Genomic DNA, 14,884 nt, shown 5'->3' with positions numbered 1-14,884 from the left:
CGGCTGCCCGCCCGCTCACCCGTGCGGGCGGGCCGGCGGGCGGGCAGCCGGCTCCGGCGGTCAGGGGCAGTGCTTCCAGGCGAGGTGGTAGACGGTGTTGATGTCGCCGTCGGTCGAGTCCATCGTCATGAAGCTGGTGGTCCGGGTCGGGTCCGAGGTGCCGGCCACGACCCGCAGTTCGGTGTTGATGTTGAAGTTGCGCTCCTCGCCGCAGGGCGCCCAGACCAGGGCGGCGACGTCGACGGTGTCGGTCGCCTGCCAGCTGTCGTCCTGCGGGCCGACGAACCGGTGCGACTGGTAGGCGGTCTGGGGCTGGCCCTGGAAGTAGTAGTTGGCCCGCTCGGTCCCGTTCGCGCCCCGCTCCAGGTGGGCGAAGCCGCGGTAGTCGGCGGAGGCGATCGCGTAGGTGAAGCCCTGGGGGACGTGCACCCGCAGGTCGAGCTGGCAGTTCTTCCGGAAGTCGGTCGGCTTCGACCCCAGCCCCACCTGCGCGAGGTACTCGCTGTAGGTGACGGTGAAGGCGGTGTTGTCCGGGGAGACGGCCACGGCGGCCGTCCCCGCCGGACAGCCGGAGCCGTTGACCGTCGCGACGTCGATGACGATCCGGTCGGGCGGGGTCGGGAGCGAGTCGAGGCCGAAGGCCGACGGGCCGGACAGCGATGCGGCGACGACGGCCGCGGCGGCCAGCGCACGGAGCAGCATGGGCTTCCCCTTCGATCGAGCACGGAGTCGGAGGCAGCGCGGCGCGGTACGGTTCGGTCCGGTTCGGCGCAGCGGGGTCCGGTCCGGTTCGGCGCGGTACGGTCCGGCATGACGCGATCCGGCGCCACCTCGTTTTGGCATGGCTATGTCAGCACATCCGCGGGCCGCTGCCCAGGGGTCGGCGCCGAAAGAAGCAGCAGTCCGGCCCCAGCCGCCCCGACACCGAACTCCACTCCCGGAAGAGCGAGTTCGCCGACCGGCGGCCGCGCCCGACCTCGACGCGACACTTTCAGCCACACCGAGGCCGTCGTCGACGGACCCATCGCCTGAATGCTTTTGACACCGCATCAGCTGGGGCAGGAACCTTCCGACTGCACCATGGGAGCGCCCGCCGATCGCGCCGGGCCACCGCCTCCCACCACCGCCCGCTACCGTCGGGAGCAGCACATGCCCCTCCCCCCTGTCGGCCCCCTTCCGCCTGCCGCCGCCCTGCCCCGGTTCCCGGCCGGTTTCCTCTGGGGCACGGGCACCTCCGCCTACCAGGTGGAGGGCGCCGCCGCCGAGGACGGCCGCACCGCCTCGATCTGGGACACCTTCTGCCGCACCCCGGGCAAGGTCTTCCGGGGCCACACCGGCGAGGTCGCGGCCGACCACTACCACCGGTTCCGCGCGGACGTCCGGCTGATGGCCGAACTCGGGCTGACCGCCTACCGCTTCTCGGTCTCCTGGCCGCGCGTCCGGCCCACCGGCCGCGGCCCGGCCGGACAGCGGGGCCTGGACTTCTACCGCCGCCTCGTCGACGACCTGCTCGCCGCGGGGATCACCCCCGTCGCCACGCTCTACCACTGGGACCTCCCGCAGGAGCTGGAGTCGGCCGGCGGCTGGCCCGAGCGCGCGACCGCCGAGCGGTTCGCCGAGTACGCCGCGCTGGTGGGCGGCGCCCTCGGCGACCGGGTCGACCACTGGACCACCCTCAACGAGCCCTGGTGCAGCGCCTTCCTCGGCTACGGCTCCGGCGTCCACGCCCCCGGCCGCACCGACCCGGTGGACGCCCTGCGGGCCGCCCACCACCTCAACCTCGGCCACGGCCTGGCCGTCACCGCGCTGCGCGGCCTGCTGCCCGCCACCGCCCGGCTGTCCGTCGCGCTCAACCTGCACGCGCTGCGCCCGCTCACCCCGTCCGCCGCCGACCGGGACGCCGCGCGCCGCATCGACGCCGTCGGCAACCGGATCTTCCTCGGCCCGATGCTGGAGGGCGCCTACCCGAAGGACCTGCTGGCCGACACCGCCCACCTCACCGACTGGGCCTTCGTCCGCCCCGGCGACGAGGAGGCGATCCACCAGCCGCTGGACTGGCTGGGCGTCAACTACTACACGCCCACCGTCGTCTCCGCGGCCGCCGAGGACACCGGCGCCGCACCGGCCCGTGAGGACGGCCACGGCGGCGGCGAGGGCTCGCCCTGGCCGGGAGCGGACCTGGTCGGCTTCCACTTGGCGCCGGGCGAGCGGACCGCGATGGGGTGGGCCGTCGACCCCTCCGGCCTGCACCAGCTGCTGACCGACCTCGCCCGCCGGTACCCCGGCCTGCCGCTGATGGTCACCGAGAACGGCGCGGCCTACCCCGACGAGCCCGGCGAGGACGGCACCGTCGACGACCCGGAGCGCACCGCCTACCTGCACGCCCACCTGGCGGCCGTCCACCGGGCGGCGGCCGACGGCGCGGACCTGCGCGGATACTTCGCCTGGTCCCTGCTGGACAACTTCGAGTGGGCGTACGGCTACGCGAAGCGCTTCGGCCTGGTCCACGTCGACTACCCCACCCAGGCCCGCACCCCGAAGTCCAGCGGCCGCTGGTACGCCCGGGTCGCCCGCACCGGCGAACTGCACCCGCCCGACGAAGCGTAGGGTCACGCGAAGCGGCTGGAAACGATCGGTGCCGGCCGGCCCGCCCGGCCCGCCCGGCCCCGACCGGCCGGGGGGGGGATCCGCCCTCCTTCGATCATGAGGTCCGGAGGGGGGCGGACCGGCTGCGGAACGGGGTCGGACCGGGATCAGACCGAGGAAACGCGGGATTTCGACGCCTTTCCCGAAGGATTCGGTGCGGAAATCCAGCCGAATGCTGCGCCTCCGGCGATCGCCGTACGGAGCGGTAGGCTCACCGAATTCCATCGGAACCTGAATATTTCATTCCGGGGTCTGTCCGAAAATCGCCTATGGGCCTAGGCTGCGGCGCGTGTCGCTCTTCCGAAGAATTCGCGCCTCCGGCCCCAGCCTGCGCCCCGAGCTCGACGATGTCGACCTCGGCCGCGTCCGGCGACAGCTCAAGTCCCCGGGTCTGCCCGGCCAGAGCGCCATCCAGGTCGACCAGGTCGAACGGCTGCTCCGGGAGGCCGGCACCGACTGGGACCGCCGCGGGCACCGCTTCGCCGTCCTCGCCGAAGCGGCCGCGCCGTCCACCCTGGCGCACAACTGGCGGCTGCGCCGCGCCCAGCAGGCGGACCCGCTGATGTTCGAGGGCTGGGTCGAACTCGTCCGCGGCCGGCACGCCGGACGGATGGAGGACGCCCGCGCGGCGGCCGACACCTGCTACCGCGCGGCCGACCTCGCGCCCGACGATCCGACGCCCTGGGTCGTCCTGCTCGGCATCCTGCGCCTGATGCGCGCCGAATCACGCGACGTGGTCGCCGTCTGGCACGAGGTCTCCGAACGCGACCCGTGGAACCGCGAGGCCCACCTGCAGATGCTCCGGTACCTGTCACCGGAGGAGTGCGGGTCGCGCAGCGCCCAGCTCAACTTCGTGGACACCGTCCGGGCCTCCGCGCCACTGACCGCGCCGACCGCCGCGGTGGAGCTGACCGCGCTCGTGGACGAGCACGCCCGGACGGCCTCCGCCGGCGGCGTCGAGGCGCTGCTGGTCCGTCGCCAGTGGACCCACAACCGGGCGGTCACCGCGCTCGACACCGCCCTGCGCGAGTGGCCCCGGCTCGGTGGCCTGACCCACGCGGCGGCCGCGGCCGACCTCAACGTGCTCGCCTTCGCCCTGATCCAGGCGACCCGCATCAGGGAGAGCGCGGACGCCTTCCGCCGGATCGACAACTCCGTCACCGCCTGGCCGTGGGTCCTGGTCGGCGACCCGCTCCAGCAGTTCACCTACTGGCAGTCGAGGGCCTCGGCCTGACCGGTCCGGCCGGTCGGGAGTACGCACGGTACCCCGGAGCCGGCACCACCACGCACCACCACCACGCACCACCACGTGCGACGGCGCGGGCCGAGCCTGTGAGCCGGAGTCACAGGATCACCGCCTGTCTGGCTGGGCGCCGGTCCGGTCCGCAGGATGGCCGCATCGGACGTCCCGTCAGCCGTCGCGCGGCCGCTTCCGCCCGCCGTCCGAGGGCCCGCCGCGCCCCCGTACGAGAAGGTGGTACTTCGCCGTGAGCAGCATCTCCGACCCGCCCCTGCCCGACCGGGCCGAGGAGGTCCCGCCGCCGACCGCGCCGGCGCGGGGCTTCGACCGGTGGCGCTACGCAGGGGTGTTCCTCCTGCTGTTCCTGTTCGGCACGGAGACGTTCCTGGTGTCGCCGCTGCTGCCGACCATCGCGGACTCCGTCCACACCAGCGAGGCGGCCGCCGCCTCCAGCGTCACGGCGTACGTGCTGGTGTACGCCGTCGCGGCGCCCTTCCTCGGGCTGCTGAGCGACCGGTTCGGCCGCCGCCGCACTCTCGTCCTGGGCAGCCTGCTGTTCGTCCTGTCCAACGCGGCGGCGGCCCTGTCCACCGGGCTGACCCTGCTGGTCCTCTCCCGCGCGGTGGCCGGGCTGGCCGCGGCCGCGGCCGGGCCGGCGATCTGGGCGCACATCGCCGAGACCGCGCCGGAGGCCGTGCGTGGCCGGGCGCTGGGCCTCGGCATGGCGCTGTTCTCCTGCGGCCAGGTGATCGGCGTGCCGCTCGGCGGTTTCCTGGCCGGACTGGCGGGCTGGCGCTCGGCGTTCTGGGCGCTGACCGTCGGCACCGCCGCCGCGGTGCCGCTGCTGCTGCGTCAGGTCCCGGCCCGGAGGGCGCAGGCGCCCGCGCCCGCGCAGCGGGTGGGCGCGGTCCGGGCGATCCTGGCGGGCTGGGCCGACCCCACCCTGCGCCGCGCCCTGCTGGTCAACACCGTCTTCAACACGGCCAACCTGGGCGCCTACACCTTCCTCGGCGCGGTGCTGGTGCAGCGCTTCGACCTGTCGGTGGAGGCGCTCGGCCTGGTCGGCGTGCTGGTCGGTGCGGGCAGCATGACCGGTTCGCTGGTGGGCGGCCGGCTCGGCGACCGGGCCAGGACGGCAGGGCGGTCGGACCTGCCGCTGCTGCCGCTGTGGGGCGTCCTGCTGGCGGTGGGGATCGCGGTGGCGGCCGAGGGCCCGGGCCTGGTGCTCGCCCTGGCCGGGGTGACGGTCTGGTTCCTGGCCTCGGGCGGCTTCGTGACGGACCAGCAGACGCTGGCGGGCACCATCGCCCCGGAGCTGCGCGCGACCTCCAGCGCGTGGCTGACCTCGACCATGTACGCGGGCACCGGGGTCGGCGCCTGGGCGGTGGGGGCGTTCGGTGACGTCACGCAGGGCACGCTGCTGATCGGTGCCGGCTGCGCGCTGGTGGCCGCGCTCGGCGGTCTGGCGGTCAGCCTGGGGCTGCGCCGGGCCGCCGCCGGTGCCAGCACCGCCGGTACCGCGTCGGAGGCCTGAGACCGGCTCAGCCGACCCGGCGCTCGTCCTCCACGCCGCCGACCGCGCGCAACGGATGCTCGACCAGCTCGGTCATCCGCGCCCGGTCGGCGGCGCCGGTCGGGGTGAACAGCAGCACCGTCGCGGAGGGGTCGTCCACCGGGTGGAAGGACGAGAGGGTCAGCCGGACCGGGCCCAGGCCGGCCGGCGCCACGGTGACGGTCCGTACCGTCAGCTCCGCCACCGAGTGGCATCCCCACCAGTGGCGGAGCTCCGGCGCGTCCTCGTCCAGGTGCCGGTAGACCTCCCGGGTCCGGGGGTCGCCGAGGGCGGGGCCGGCCTGGGCGCGGAAGTGCTGGAAGACGTTCATCGCGAGCGGTTCCCAGTCGGGCAGCACCGCGCGCACCTGCCGGTGGGCGGCCATCACCCACATCAGGTTGCGCCGGTCGGCGGGCACGAACTCGGGCGAGCCCCAGAGCGCCGTCCAGGCGGCGTTCCAGCCGCGCAGGTCGAAGTGGCGGTCGAGCAGGACGGCCGGGCTGGTGGGCCAGGAGTCGAGGACGGGCTGGATGGTCTCGGCGATCCGGTCGGTGCCCTCCGGCCCGGCGGCCGGGGCGGGCTCGTGGTAGCCGGCCAGGCGCAGGGCGTGCCGCAGGCCCGCGTCGTCCAGGCGCAGCACCCGGGCGATCGCCTCCAGCACCTGCCGGGAGGCGGCGACCCTGCCCTGCTCGACCCAGGTGTACCAGGCGAGGCCCACCCCGGAGAGCGAGGCGACCTCCTCGCGGCGCAGGCCGGGGGTGCGGCGGCGGGAGGTGGCGGTGAGGCCGACGTCGGCGGGCTTGAGGAGTTCGCGGTGGGCGCGCAGGAAGGCGCCGAGTTCCCGTCCGGCGGGGGGAGTTGACACGGGTGGGCTCCTCGGCCAGGTCCGGTGTTGCGGGGTTCTGAGGGGGGCGGGGGTCGGGGACTGCCGGGTTCCGGCTCACGGGGTTCCGGCGGTCCCGGTGTTCCGGGTTCGGCCCCAGCGTAGGCGTAGCCCGCCGCTCCTCCCAGGGGTGAGCGGCGGGCTACACACACTGTTAACGGGACGTCAGCGTCCAGAGCCGGACGACCATGTGGCTGACGTGGCCGCGCTCGCGCTGGCGGCGCCAGGCGCTCTCGCCGACCGCGCGGAAGAACGCGGCCCGCCGGTCCTCCGGCACCAGGCGGCTGTAGTAGTCGCCGAAGGTGGCGGCGTGGAAGTGCTCGTACTGTTCGGCGCTGTCGACGGTGACGACGGCGTCGCGCTCCAGCTCTCCGGCCACCGCGAGGTGCGGCCCGATCAGCGCCGCGAGGTCCTCGACGGTCCTGGTGCGGGTCGCGATCGGCAGCACCCCGCCGCGCGCGAAGGTGCCGGGCACCTCGTCGTACGGGGTGCCGAGGGCCACCAGGGCGTCGCGGACCAGCTCGTCCTCGCCGCCGAGGCCGTGCTCGTCCCGGGCGGGGTGGTAGGTGGTGAGCAGGAACCTGCCGCCGGGGGCGAGGTGGGCGCCGGCCCAGGCGAAGATCCGCTCCTCGTCCGGGTACAGCCAGTGCAGCACCGAGGTCTGGGTGATCACCTCCGCCCGGAACGGCAGCGGCTCGGGCGCGGTGAGGTCGGCCCGGTGCAGGGCGACCCGCTCGCCGTAGGGCCGCAGCCGCTCGGCGGCCTCGGCGATCCGGTGTTCCGAGCGTTCCAGGCCGACGGCGTGCCGCAGGGTGGGGAAGCGTTCCAGGGCGGCCTGCAGCAGCTGGCCGATCCCGCTGCCGAGGTCGATCAGGGTCCCGGGGGCGCCGGTGACCTGGTCGAGCACCCAGTCCCGGTCCTGGACCTGGCGCAGTCGGCTGGCGTCGGCGTACCCCGCGAGGGTGCTGGCCTGGATCTCGACGGCGGACGCGGTCACTTCTGGTTCTCCTCGGCGTCGGCGGGCCGGTCGACCAGGTCCAGCAGGCGCTCACGGGCCTCGCTCTGGTCGTACCGCTTGAAGATGTTGATCCGGTTGCGGGTGAGATCGCCCCGGTGCACGTACTCGTAGAGGTCCTGGCGCTGGCCGAAGCCGTCGCCGGTGAGCTCCCAGGCGATCCGGAACAGCCGGGACTTGCGCTCGGCGTCGATGCCGCGCCCGCGCATGTAGCGGTCCAGGTGCGGGCGCAGCCGGGGGTGGGCGAGGTCGGCGGCGGTGGGCTGGATGAGCAGGCCGGAGGCGCCGATCCGGCGGACGATCTCGACCGCGCTGCCGGCCACCTCGGCCGACCAGACCCGGGAGGCGGCGGTGTCGCCGGGGGCGAACAGGCCGCTGTCGGTGAGGCCGCCGCGCGCTTCGGCGGCGTCCAGGAAGTACTCGGTCAGCTCGGCGTACCCGGCGAGGCGTCCGAGGTCCTCCTGGATGTTGCGGAAGCCGTCCACGCCGATCGACTCGGCGACCAGGGTCGCGGTGGCGAGCAGGGTGCGCAGCCGCTCGCGGTAGCGGATGTGGCCGACGTAGGCGCTCCAGGCGTTGATCCGGACGAGGCCGAGCCGGGCGAGGGCGGCGTCGCGCAGCAGGAAGACGCGCTCCCAGGGCACCAGGACGTCGTCGAAGAAGAGCATCGCGTCCTGCTCGTCGTACCGCGCGCCGAGCGGGTGGGCGTGGCCCCAGGGGGCGCTGCCGAGCGGTTCGCGGGCGAGCGTGACCAGTCCGGGGGTGTTGAGCGGCAGGGCGAACCAGGTCACGAACTGCTCGCCGCGGCCCTCGGTGAAGGAGGCCGAGAGGTAGACCAGCACCTCGTGGGCGAGCGGGGCGAGGGTGGTGAGCTGCTTGGCGCCGCGCACCACGATGCCCTGGTCGTTCTCCTCGATGACGCGCAGGGCGAGGTCCGGGTCGTCCAACGGATTGGCGGAACGGTCGATCTGCGGGTCGCCGAGGGCGTGCGAGAGGACGAGGTCGTTGGTGGCGCAGTAGCGGTACCAGGCCTCGGCGTTGGCGCCGAAGCGGGGGTCGGCCTCGGCCAGCCGGTGCCGGAAGTCGTGGACGCCGACGGCGATGGAGGCCATGAAGGCGGGTGAGCGGCCCTGCTGTCCGAGTGCTTCGGCGTGCCAGAACTCGGCGCTGCGGCGCTGGAGTCGGAGGTCCTCCAGGGTGCGCGGGGGCTGGTAGGCGCGGGCCAGCCGCAGTCCGCTGTCCGGGTCCTGCCAGGTGAGCAGGTCCTGGTGGTCGGGATCGTGCTGGAGGTCGAGCAGGCGGGCGAGTTCGTCCACGGCCGGGCGGAACGCGGGGTGCTCGGCGGGGTTGGCGATCCGCTGGCCGTCGAGGTAGAGCTCGCGGCCGTCGTCGAGTTCGGCCCGGTAGCGGTCGCCGGTGAGGAGGCCTCGGGCGGTGGCGGGCGCGCCGCGACCGGTGCGGGTGTCCAGCAGTGTCATGCGCCGACTCCGTTGGTGGTGAGGGGGTTCGGGGCCAGTACGCGGTACTGGCCGTCGTGGTAGAGGAGGGGTGTGCCGTCGCCGCGGGCCGCGGCGGCGACCCGGCCGACCAGGATGGTGTGGTCACCGCCGGGGAGGGCCGCGTGCAGCCGGCAGTCGAACCGGGCGAGGGCGTCCTCGACGAGCGGCGCGCCGGTGGCGGCCGTCCGCATCGGTACGGCGTCGAGGGCGCCGAGGGCGGTGAAGGCACCGAGCGCGCGCCCGGCGCCGGGGGTGGCGAACCGTCGGGCCACCGCTATCTGACGGACCGTCAGGACCGAGAGGCCGAACCGTTCGGAGGCCAGGACGGCGGCCACCAGCGGGCTGTGCCGGCTGACCGCGACGGTCACCAGCAGCGGGTCGAGGGAGAGGGTGCTGAAGGAGGAGACCGTCTTGGCGAAGACCTCCTCACCGGCGCGGGTGGTGACCACCGCGACCCCGCTGGTCCAGCCGCGGGAGGCGGCCCGGAAGTCGTCGGCGGCCGCCTGCAGGTCGGGCGCGGCCGGCGCGGCGCCGCTCACCGCAGCCCCACCCGGTAGGCGCGCAGCCACTCGTCGACCTGGACCAGGTGGTCGAGGCCGCCGACCGGGTTCGGCGCGGTGCGCGGGCTGGGCAGCGGTCGGCCCTCGGCGAGCAGCCGGCGGACCAGGTCGCGGTCCACCAGCTCGAAGACCGGCGCGTTCGGGTCGGCCAGCAGCTCCTGCGCCCGGGCCGTGAGCACCTCGGTGTAGCGGACGGCGGGGGTGGACGGGTAGCCGCTCTTGGGCCGGTCGGTGACCTGCGGCGGGAGCAGGTCCCGGACGGCGTCGCGCAGCAGGCCCTTGGCCCGGCCGTCCGGCGCCTTGAGCGCCCACGGGACGTTCCACAGGTACTCCACCAGGCGGTGGTCGCAGAACGGCACCCGGACCTCCAGGCCGACCGACATCGACACCCGGTCCACCCGGTCCAGCAGCGGGGGCAGCCAGCGGGTCAGCGCGAGGTGGAAGACCTCGCGGATCCGCGCGTCGTGGGCCGACTCGCCGGGCAGGCGCGGCACTTCGCCGAGCGAGCGGTGGTACGCGGCGGCGGTGTACTCCTCGGGGCGCGCCTCGGCCCGGACGTCCGCGCGCAGCAGGTCCGCCGGGGTGGCCTTGCCGTGCAGCCACGGGAAGGTCGGGGCGGCGACCGCGGCGGCGTCGTGGAAGTAGGGGTAGCCGCCGAAGATCTCGTCGGCGGCCTCGCCGGAGAGCGCGACGGTGGAGCGCCGCCGCACCTCGCGGAAGAGCAGGTGCAGGGAGGCGTCCATCTCGCCCCACCCGGGGCGGTCGCGGGCGCGCAGGACGGCGTCGCGGGCGTCCAGCAGGTCGTCGTCGGGCACCAGGACGGTGGTGTGCAGCGTGCCGATGTGCTCGGCGGCGGCCGCCACGTAGGGGGCGTCGCGGGTGGTCCGCCAGGCGTCGGGGGTGCGGTCGGCGCTGCCGGGGAAGTCGACCGAGAAGCTGGTGATCTTGCCCTGGCCGGCCCGTTCGCGGGCGGCGGCGGCCAGCGCGGTGACGGCGCTGGAGTCGACGCCGCCGGAGAGCAGGGTGCAGAGCGGGACGTCGCTGATCAACTGCCGTTCGACGGCGTCGGCGAGCAGGTCGCGGACGGTCCCCCGGGTGGTCGCGGCGTCGTCCCGGTGCTCGGCGGACTCCAGTCGCCAGTACCGGACCTCGCGGGTGGCGGCGCGGGTGACGGCCACCAGGTGACCGGGCCGGACCTCGTGGAGGCCGCGGAAGAGGCCGTGGCCGGCGCTGGGCGCGGCGGGCAGCGCGAACAGTTCGGCGATGCCGTCCGTGTCCAGCTCGGCGCGGAACAGCGGGTTGGCGAGCACCGCCTTGGGCTCGGAGCCGAACAGCACGCCGCTGCGGTGGGCGTGCCAGTACAGCGGCTTGATGCCCAGGTGGTCGCGGACCAGCAGCAGTTCCTCCTGCCGGGCGTCCCACAGGGCGTAGCCGAAGATGCCGTTGAACCTGGACGGCGCGGACCGGCCCCACTGGAGGTGGGCGCGCAGGACCACCTCGGTGTCCGAGCGGGTCCGGAAGACGTGCCCGAGGGCCTCCAGTTCGGTGCGCAGTTCGCGGTGGTTGTAGAGCTCGCCGTTGTAGGCGAGGACGGCCGCGGCGTCCGCTCCGGGGCGGTCGGCGAGCGGCTGGGCGCCGCCGTCCGGGTCGATCACGGCCAGCCGGCGGTGGCCGAGGGCGGCGTGCCGGGAGAGCCAGACGCCGTCCGCGTCCGGGCCGCGGCAGGCCAGGGTGGCGGTCATCTCGCGGACCGTCCGGGCTTGGTGGAGCAGGTCGGCGTCCCAGTCGAGCCAACCGGTGATGCCGCACATGTCAGGACTCCCCGGGTTCGTCGGTGGCGGTGGGCTCGGCGGCTACGGCCGTGGCGGCGGCAGTGGGCTCAGCGGATGCGGCGGCGGGCTGGGCAGTCTCGGCGGGCCCGCTCGCGGCCGCGCACTCCCAGCGGCAGCCGTGGCCGGTCGGGCCGTGCGTCAGCCGGTGCGCGGGCCGGTAGCCCTTGGCCCGGATGTTGGCGGACAGCGCCTCGGTGCAGTAGGTGCAGGGCGAGGCGAGGGTCAGCCGGACGCCCGAGCGGCGGGCCTTCTCGCGGTAGTCCCAGATCGCGCAGTGCGTGATGGTGAGCGCCGCGTGCTCGGGGCCGGGCTCGCCGTCGTCGTCGAACTCGTAGTCCGAGCCGTACAGTTCGGCCTGCCGGGCGATCCGGTGGATCGGGTCGGCGGCGCCCCGGCCGTGGTCGGGCTCGACGTCGCGGTGCACCTCGGCGTTGGACCGGGCCCAGTCGCCGAGCACCTCCTCGCCGTGGCGGAGCACGAGGAAACGTTCCATCAGCGCCTGGCCACGGAAGAACACCCGCTGCCACTCGACGGCCGGGGCGTCCTGCTCGGGCAGGTCCGCGAAGAGCTCGGACTGCAGGACGAACCAGTCGGTGAGGTGCAGCTCGTCCCCGCGGGACACCAGGTACCGCGTCAGACCGGCCTCGGCCTCGTGCAGCCGTTGCCGCCAGAGCGCGGACCGCTCGGCGTCCGGCATCCCGCGGTACGGGGACCGCTGCTGCTCCGTGCCGGGGCGTCGCCGGCTCGTGGCGGCGGCCAGGACCGCCGTGCGCGGTCCGACCTCGCCGCTCACCGGGCCACCGGAGCCGTTCGGACGGCCGGTCCCGTCGGACACACCCCCCATCGGGCCATCTCCCTTCGGCTGAACGATCCTTCGGACCGTCGTGTCGTCGTCGTTCCCGCCACGCTACGAAGCGGCCCGAGCGCCCCGGTAGCCCCGAACGGCGCCGGTCGGGGCGCCGATCGTCGCCGTGCGGATGCTCCGAAGGTCGCCCCGGCCGTCGGCCCGCCCGGATCCCGCCCGGGTCGGGGCCGGACCCCTGGCCTGGCCCATCCCGGACCTTGGACACGACGAAGGGCGGGCCCCGGGTGTCGGCGGGACCCGCCCTCGGGCGGTGCGTGCGTGGCCGCCGGAGCTACCCGGCGAGCCCGTGGCGGTGGGCGTAGAGCGCGGCGCGCAGCCGGTCGGGCTGCCCGATCTTGCGCATGGCCTGGGTGAGGTGCTTCTTCACGGTGGCCTCGGCCAGGGCGAGTTCGCGCCCGATCTCGGCGTTGCTCAGGCCGTCCCCGAGCTTGACCAGCACCTCCCGCTCGCGCTCGGTCAGCCCGGCCTGCTGCGGCGGCAGTTCGCCGAGGTGCCGGGCGGGAGCCGCCGCGTGGATCCGGGCGGGCGGCGGCGCCGGCAGGAACACCGACCCGCCGGCCGCGACGAGTTGGACCGCGCCGATGATCCGCTCCCCGGCCAGGTCGAGCGGGAAGCACCCGCTGGCTCCGGCCAGCAGCATCCGGCTCGCCTCGGCGGTCGACTCGGCCCGGCGCAGCAGCAGGACCCGGGCGTCGGGCGCCCCGTCGGCTCCGCGCAGCGCCACCACGGCCGCCAGGTCCTCCTCCAGGTTCGCGCCGCGGCCGAGCAGGACGACGTCGGGGGCGATGCGGTGCACGGCCGCCACCGCGCGCAGCGGATCGCCGGTGGAACCGACCACCGCCAGTCCGGGCGCGGTGGCCAGCACGCTGCGCAGCCCGGCGCTGGCCACCGAGTGCCGCTCGACCAGGAACACCCGGGCGAGCGCGGTGCGGTCGCGGTCCTCGTCCACGCACATCGGGTGGCCGCAGCCACAGCCGGGGTCGGCCCGGCCGGGGGCGGGCGGTGCCGGTTCGGCCAGCAGCTGGTGACCGGCGATCAGGTCGAGCGGGTTGTCGATCTCGGCCTGCGGCCGGGCCGGTCCCGCGCCGAGGGCGTCCCCCGCGCCCGGGGCGTCCGCCGGGCCGGTGCCGCCACAGGCCGCGCGGCGGGCGGGAAGCCGGCGGCCGCGCGGGCCGGCCGGGGCGGCGAAGGTGCTCACTGTTGCCATCGGGCACCTCCGGGGACGGAGGCTGGACGTCTGTGGTGCGGCATGGCGATGCGGTCCCCCTAGCTGGTGGCTGGTCGGCCCCGTGGGCGCGGTGCGGCGCGACAGGGCTCCGCCGGCGACGCGGACGGGCGTCGGGCATGGATCCGGGTGAGGAGGGGGCGCGGACCGCGGCGGATGTGGACCGGGGCGGTCAGCGCGTGGAGCGCGGTCGACAGAACTCGTCGAAACACCTTCGGTGCCACGAGCCGCCGATCCCGACCAAGGTGAAGTCGGTCCGCCGAATAGCCATGCCTGGAACCCTAGTTCCGGTTCCTTGTGCAGGTCAAGGACAGGACCCGGCCCCGGAGGCCCGGGCACCGGCGCTCCCGCCACCACGGATCCTGTGATCGGGAGTAACAGCACCAGGAACTGACTGGTTGTCCGGGCCGCACGTCCGCGACGCTCCTCCAAGCGACCGCGGCCGTCGCGGCGATGTCCCGACTCCCGCTGGCGGCCCCCGAACACGCGCCGGACGCCCCCGCCCCGAGGCCGGATCGACGGCCCGGCACCCCCGACCCCGAAGGAGCAGCAGGACCATGCCCGCCCCGCCCCACCGGCCCGCCGCCGGCCCGTCCGGCGCCCCGTCCCGGAGGGCCGACGGGTGACCCGGTTCCTGCTGCGCCGGCTCCTGCTGGCCGTCCCCACGCTGCTCGGCGTCACCGTCGTCGTCTTCGCGACCGTCGCGCTCGTCCCCGGCGACCCGGTCGCCGCCTTCCTCGGCCCGGGCGCGCCGCCCGGCGCCCGTCAGGAGCTCACCGAACGGCTCGGCCTGGACCAGCCGTTGCCCGTCCGCTACGCCGACTGGCTCGGCCACGCGCTCACCGGCGACCTCGGCACCTCCATCTCCGGCCAGCGCCCGGTCGCCGACCTGCTGTTCCCCGCACTCGGCCAGACGCTCACCCTGACCGCGGCCGCGTTCCTGCTGGTGCTGGCCGGCGGGGTGGCGCTCGGCGCACTCGGCGCGCTGCGCCCGCGCGGCCCCGGCGGGCGGATCTCCGGGGCGCTGTCCACCCTCGCGGTGTCCGCCCCGCAGTACTCGGTCGCGCTGCTGCTGATCGCCGTCTTCGCGGTCGGGCTGCGCTGGCTTCCGGCCGGCGGCACCCACGACGTGTTCGGCTCCGGCGGCCCGGCCGACCTCGCCCGGCACCTGGTCCTCCCGGCCGTCGCGGCCGCCCTGGTGCCGCTCGGCCTCACCGCGCGGGTCTTCCGGGCCTCGCTGGGCACCGTCCTGGCCGGTGAGCTGGCCGACTCGCTGCGCGCCCGCGGCCTGCGCCCGGCCGCCGTGCTGCGGCACTGCGTGCACAACGCCTCGCCCGCGCTGCTGACCATCGGCGGCCTGCAACTCGCCTACCTGCTGGAGGGGGTGGTCTTCGTGGAGACCCTGTTCGCCTGGCCCGGCATCGGCCGGCTGCTGTACGACGCGCTCACCGCCCGCGACTTGCCCCTGGTGCAGGGCGGGGTGCTGGTGGTGGCGGTCGCGTTCGTCGGCGTCAACCTCCTGGTGGACGCGGCGCACGCGGCGATCGACCCGCGAGTGAGGGCCTGA

At 75.3% G+C, this 14,884-nt stretch carries 12 protein-coding genes; 4 read left to right on the top strand and 8 right to left on the bottom strand.

Features of this window, described 5'->3' with window-relative positions; all coding sequences use genetic code 11:
* Positions 1-60: 60 nt before the first annotated feature.
* Entirely contained in the window at positions 61-702 is a 642-nt protein-coding gene (locus AB0Q99_RS17965) for a DUF4360 domain-containing protein (protein ID WP_363572792.1), read from the bottom strand.
* A gap of 447 nt (positions 703-1,149) precedes the next feature.
* Here AB0Q99_RS17965 and AB0Q99_RS17960 point away from each other — a divergent pair, with 447 nt between their 5' ends.
* From AB0Q99_RS17960 to AB0Q99_RS17950, 3 genes are all read left to right on the top strand, one after another.
* Positions 1,150-2,607 (top strand): beta-glucosidase, encoded by a 1,458-nt coding sequence (locus AB0Q99_RS17960; protein WP_363572791.1) that lies wholly within the window; start codon positions 1,150-1,152, stop codon positions 2,605-2,607.
* 328 nt (positions 2,608-2,935) lie between these two features.
* A complete protein-coding gene (locus AB0Q99_RS17955; RefSeq protein WP_363572789.1) occupies positions 2,936-3,880 on the top strand; it encodes a hypothetical protein in 945 nt (314 codons plus the stop codon).
* Between the two features lie 253 nt (positions 3,881-4,133).
* On the top strand, positions 4,134-5,420 hold the full coding sequence (locus tag AB0Q99_RS17950; protein ID WP_363572787.1) for an MFS transporter: 1,287 nt from the start codon (positions 4,134-4,136) through the stop codon (positions 5,418-5,420).
* 7 nt (positions 5,421-5,427) lie between these two features.
* On the opposite strand, the gene AB0Q99_RS17945 is transcribed toward AB0Q99_RS17950, so the two are convergent.
* From AB0Q99_RS17945 to AB0Q99_RS17915, 7 genes are all read right to left on the bottom strand, one after another.
* Positions 5,428-6,303, bottom strand: coding sequence for a helix-turn-helix transcriptional regulator (locus tag AB0Q99_RS17945; protein ID WP_363572785.1), 876 nt, complete (start codon positions 6,301-6,303; stop codon positions 5,428-5,430).
* 172 nt (positions 6,304-6,475) lie between these two features.
* Complete coding sequence (locus AB0Q99_RS17940; protein WP_363572783.1) at positions 6,476-7,318, bottom strand: class I SAM-dependent methyltransferase; 843 nt, start codon at positions 7,316-7,318, stop codon at positions 6,476-6,478.
* The gene (locus AB0Q99_RS17935; protein WP_363572781.1) at positions 7,315-8,814 is read right to left on the bottom strand and encodes a 4-hydroxyphenylacetate 3-hydroxylase N-terminal domain-containing protein; all 1,500 of its coding nucleotides are present in this window, start codon (positions 8,812-8,814) and stop codon (positions 7,315-7,317) included. Before AB0Q99_RS17935 ends, AB0Q99_RS17940 begins: the two co-directional genes overlap by 4 nt.
* Positions 8,811-9,374 (bottom strand): flavin reductase family protein, encoded by a 564-nt coding sequence (locus tag AB0Q99_RS17930; RefSeq protein ID WP_363572779.1) that lies wholly within the window; start codon positions 9,372-9,374, stop codon positions 8,811-8,813. Before AB0Q99_RS17930 ends, AB0Q99_RS17935 begins: the two co-directional genes overlap by 4 nt.
* Entirely contained in the window at positions 9,371-11,206 is a 1,836-nt protein-coding gene (gene asnB / locus AB0Q99_RS17925; RefSeq protein WP_363572777.1) for an asparagine synthase (glutamine-hydrolyzing), read from the bottom strand. The genes AB0Q99_RS17930 and asnB overlap by 4 nt, the downstream gene beginning before the upstream one ends.
* Position 11,207: 1 nt before the next feature.
* Positions 11,208-12,071: a hypothetical protein gene (locus AB0Q99_RS17920; protein ID WP_363572775.1), complete on the bottom strand. Its 864-nt coding sequence runs from the start codon at positions 12,069-12,071 to the stop codon at positions 11,208-11,210.
* A gap of 292 nt (positions 12,072-12,363) precedes the next feature.
* Positions 12,364-13,299, bottom strand: coding sequence for a response regulator transcription factor (locus tag AB0Q99_RS17915; RefSeq protein ID WP_363572773.1), 936 nt, complete (start codon positions 13,297-13,299; stop codon positions 12,364-12,366).
* A gap of 640 nt (positions 13,300-13,939) precedes the next feature.
* Here AB0Q99_RS17915 and AB0Q99_RS17910 point away from each other — a divergent pair.
* Complete coding sequence (locus AB0Q99_RS17910; protein ID WP_363572771.1) at positions 13,940-14,884, top strand: ABC transporter permease; 945 nt, start codon at positions 13,940-13,942, stop codon at positions 14,882-14,884.

Origin of the sequence: Kitasatospora sp. NPDC086791 (genome assembly GCF_040685975.1) — a bacterium.
In the GTDB taxonomy this organism is placed as follows: domain Bacteria; phylum Actinomycetota; class Actinomycetes; order Streptomycetales; family Streptomycetaceae; genus Kitasatospora.
Note: the sequence above shows the minus strand (reverse complement) of the source record. Positions and strands in the feature narration are given on the sequence as shown.

Excerpts from the sequence above, each read along its gene's own strand:
- AB0Q99_RS17935 (WP_363572781.1), bottom strand. The coding sequence starts at position 8,814 with ATGACACTGCTGGACACCCGCACCGGTCGCGGCGCGCCCGCCACCGCC.
- asnB (WP_363572777.1), bottom strand. The coding sequence starts at position 11,206 with ATGTGCGGCATCACCGGTTGGCTCGACTGGGACGCCGACCTGCTCCAC.
- AB0Q99_RS17920 (WP_363572775.1), bottom strand. The coding sequence starts at position 12,071 with ATGGGGGGTGTGTCCGACGGGACCGGCCGTCCGAACGGCTCCGGTGGC.
- AB0Q99_RS17960 (WP_363572791.1), top strand. The coding sequence starts at position 1,150 with ATGCCCCTCCCCCCTGTCGGCCCCCTTCCGCCTGCCGCCGCCCTGCCC.
- AB0Q99_RS17965 (WP_363572792.1), bottom strand. The coding sequence starts at position 702 with ATGCTGCTCCGTGCGCTGGCCGCCGCGGCCGTCGTCGCCGCATCGCTG.
- AB0Q99_RS17915 (WP_363572773.1), bottom strand. The coding sequence starts at position 13,299 with ATGGCAACAGTGAGCACCTTCGCCGCCCCGGCCGGCCCGCGCGGCCGC.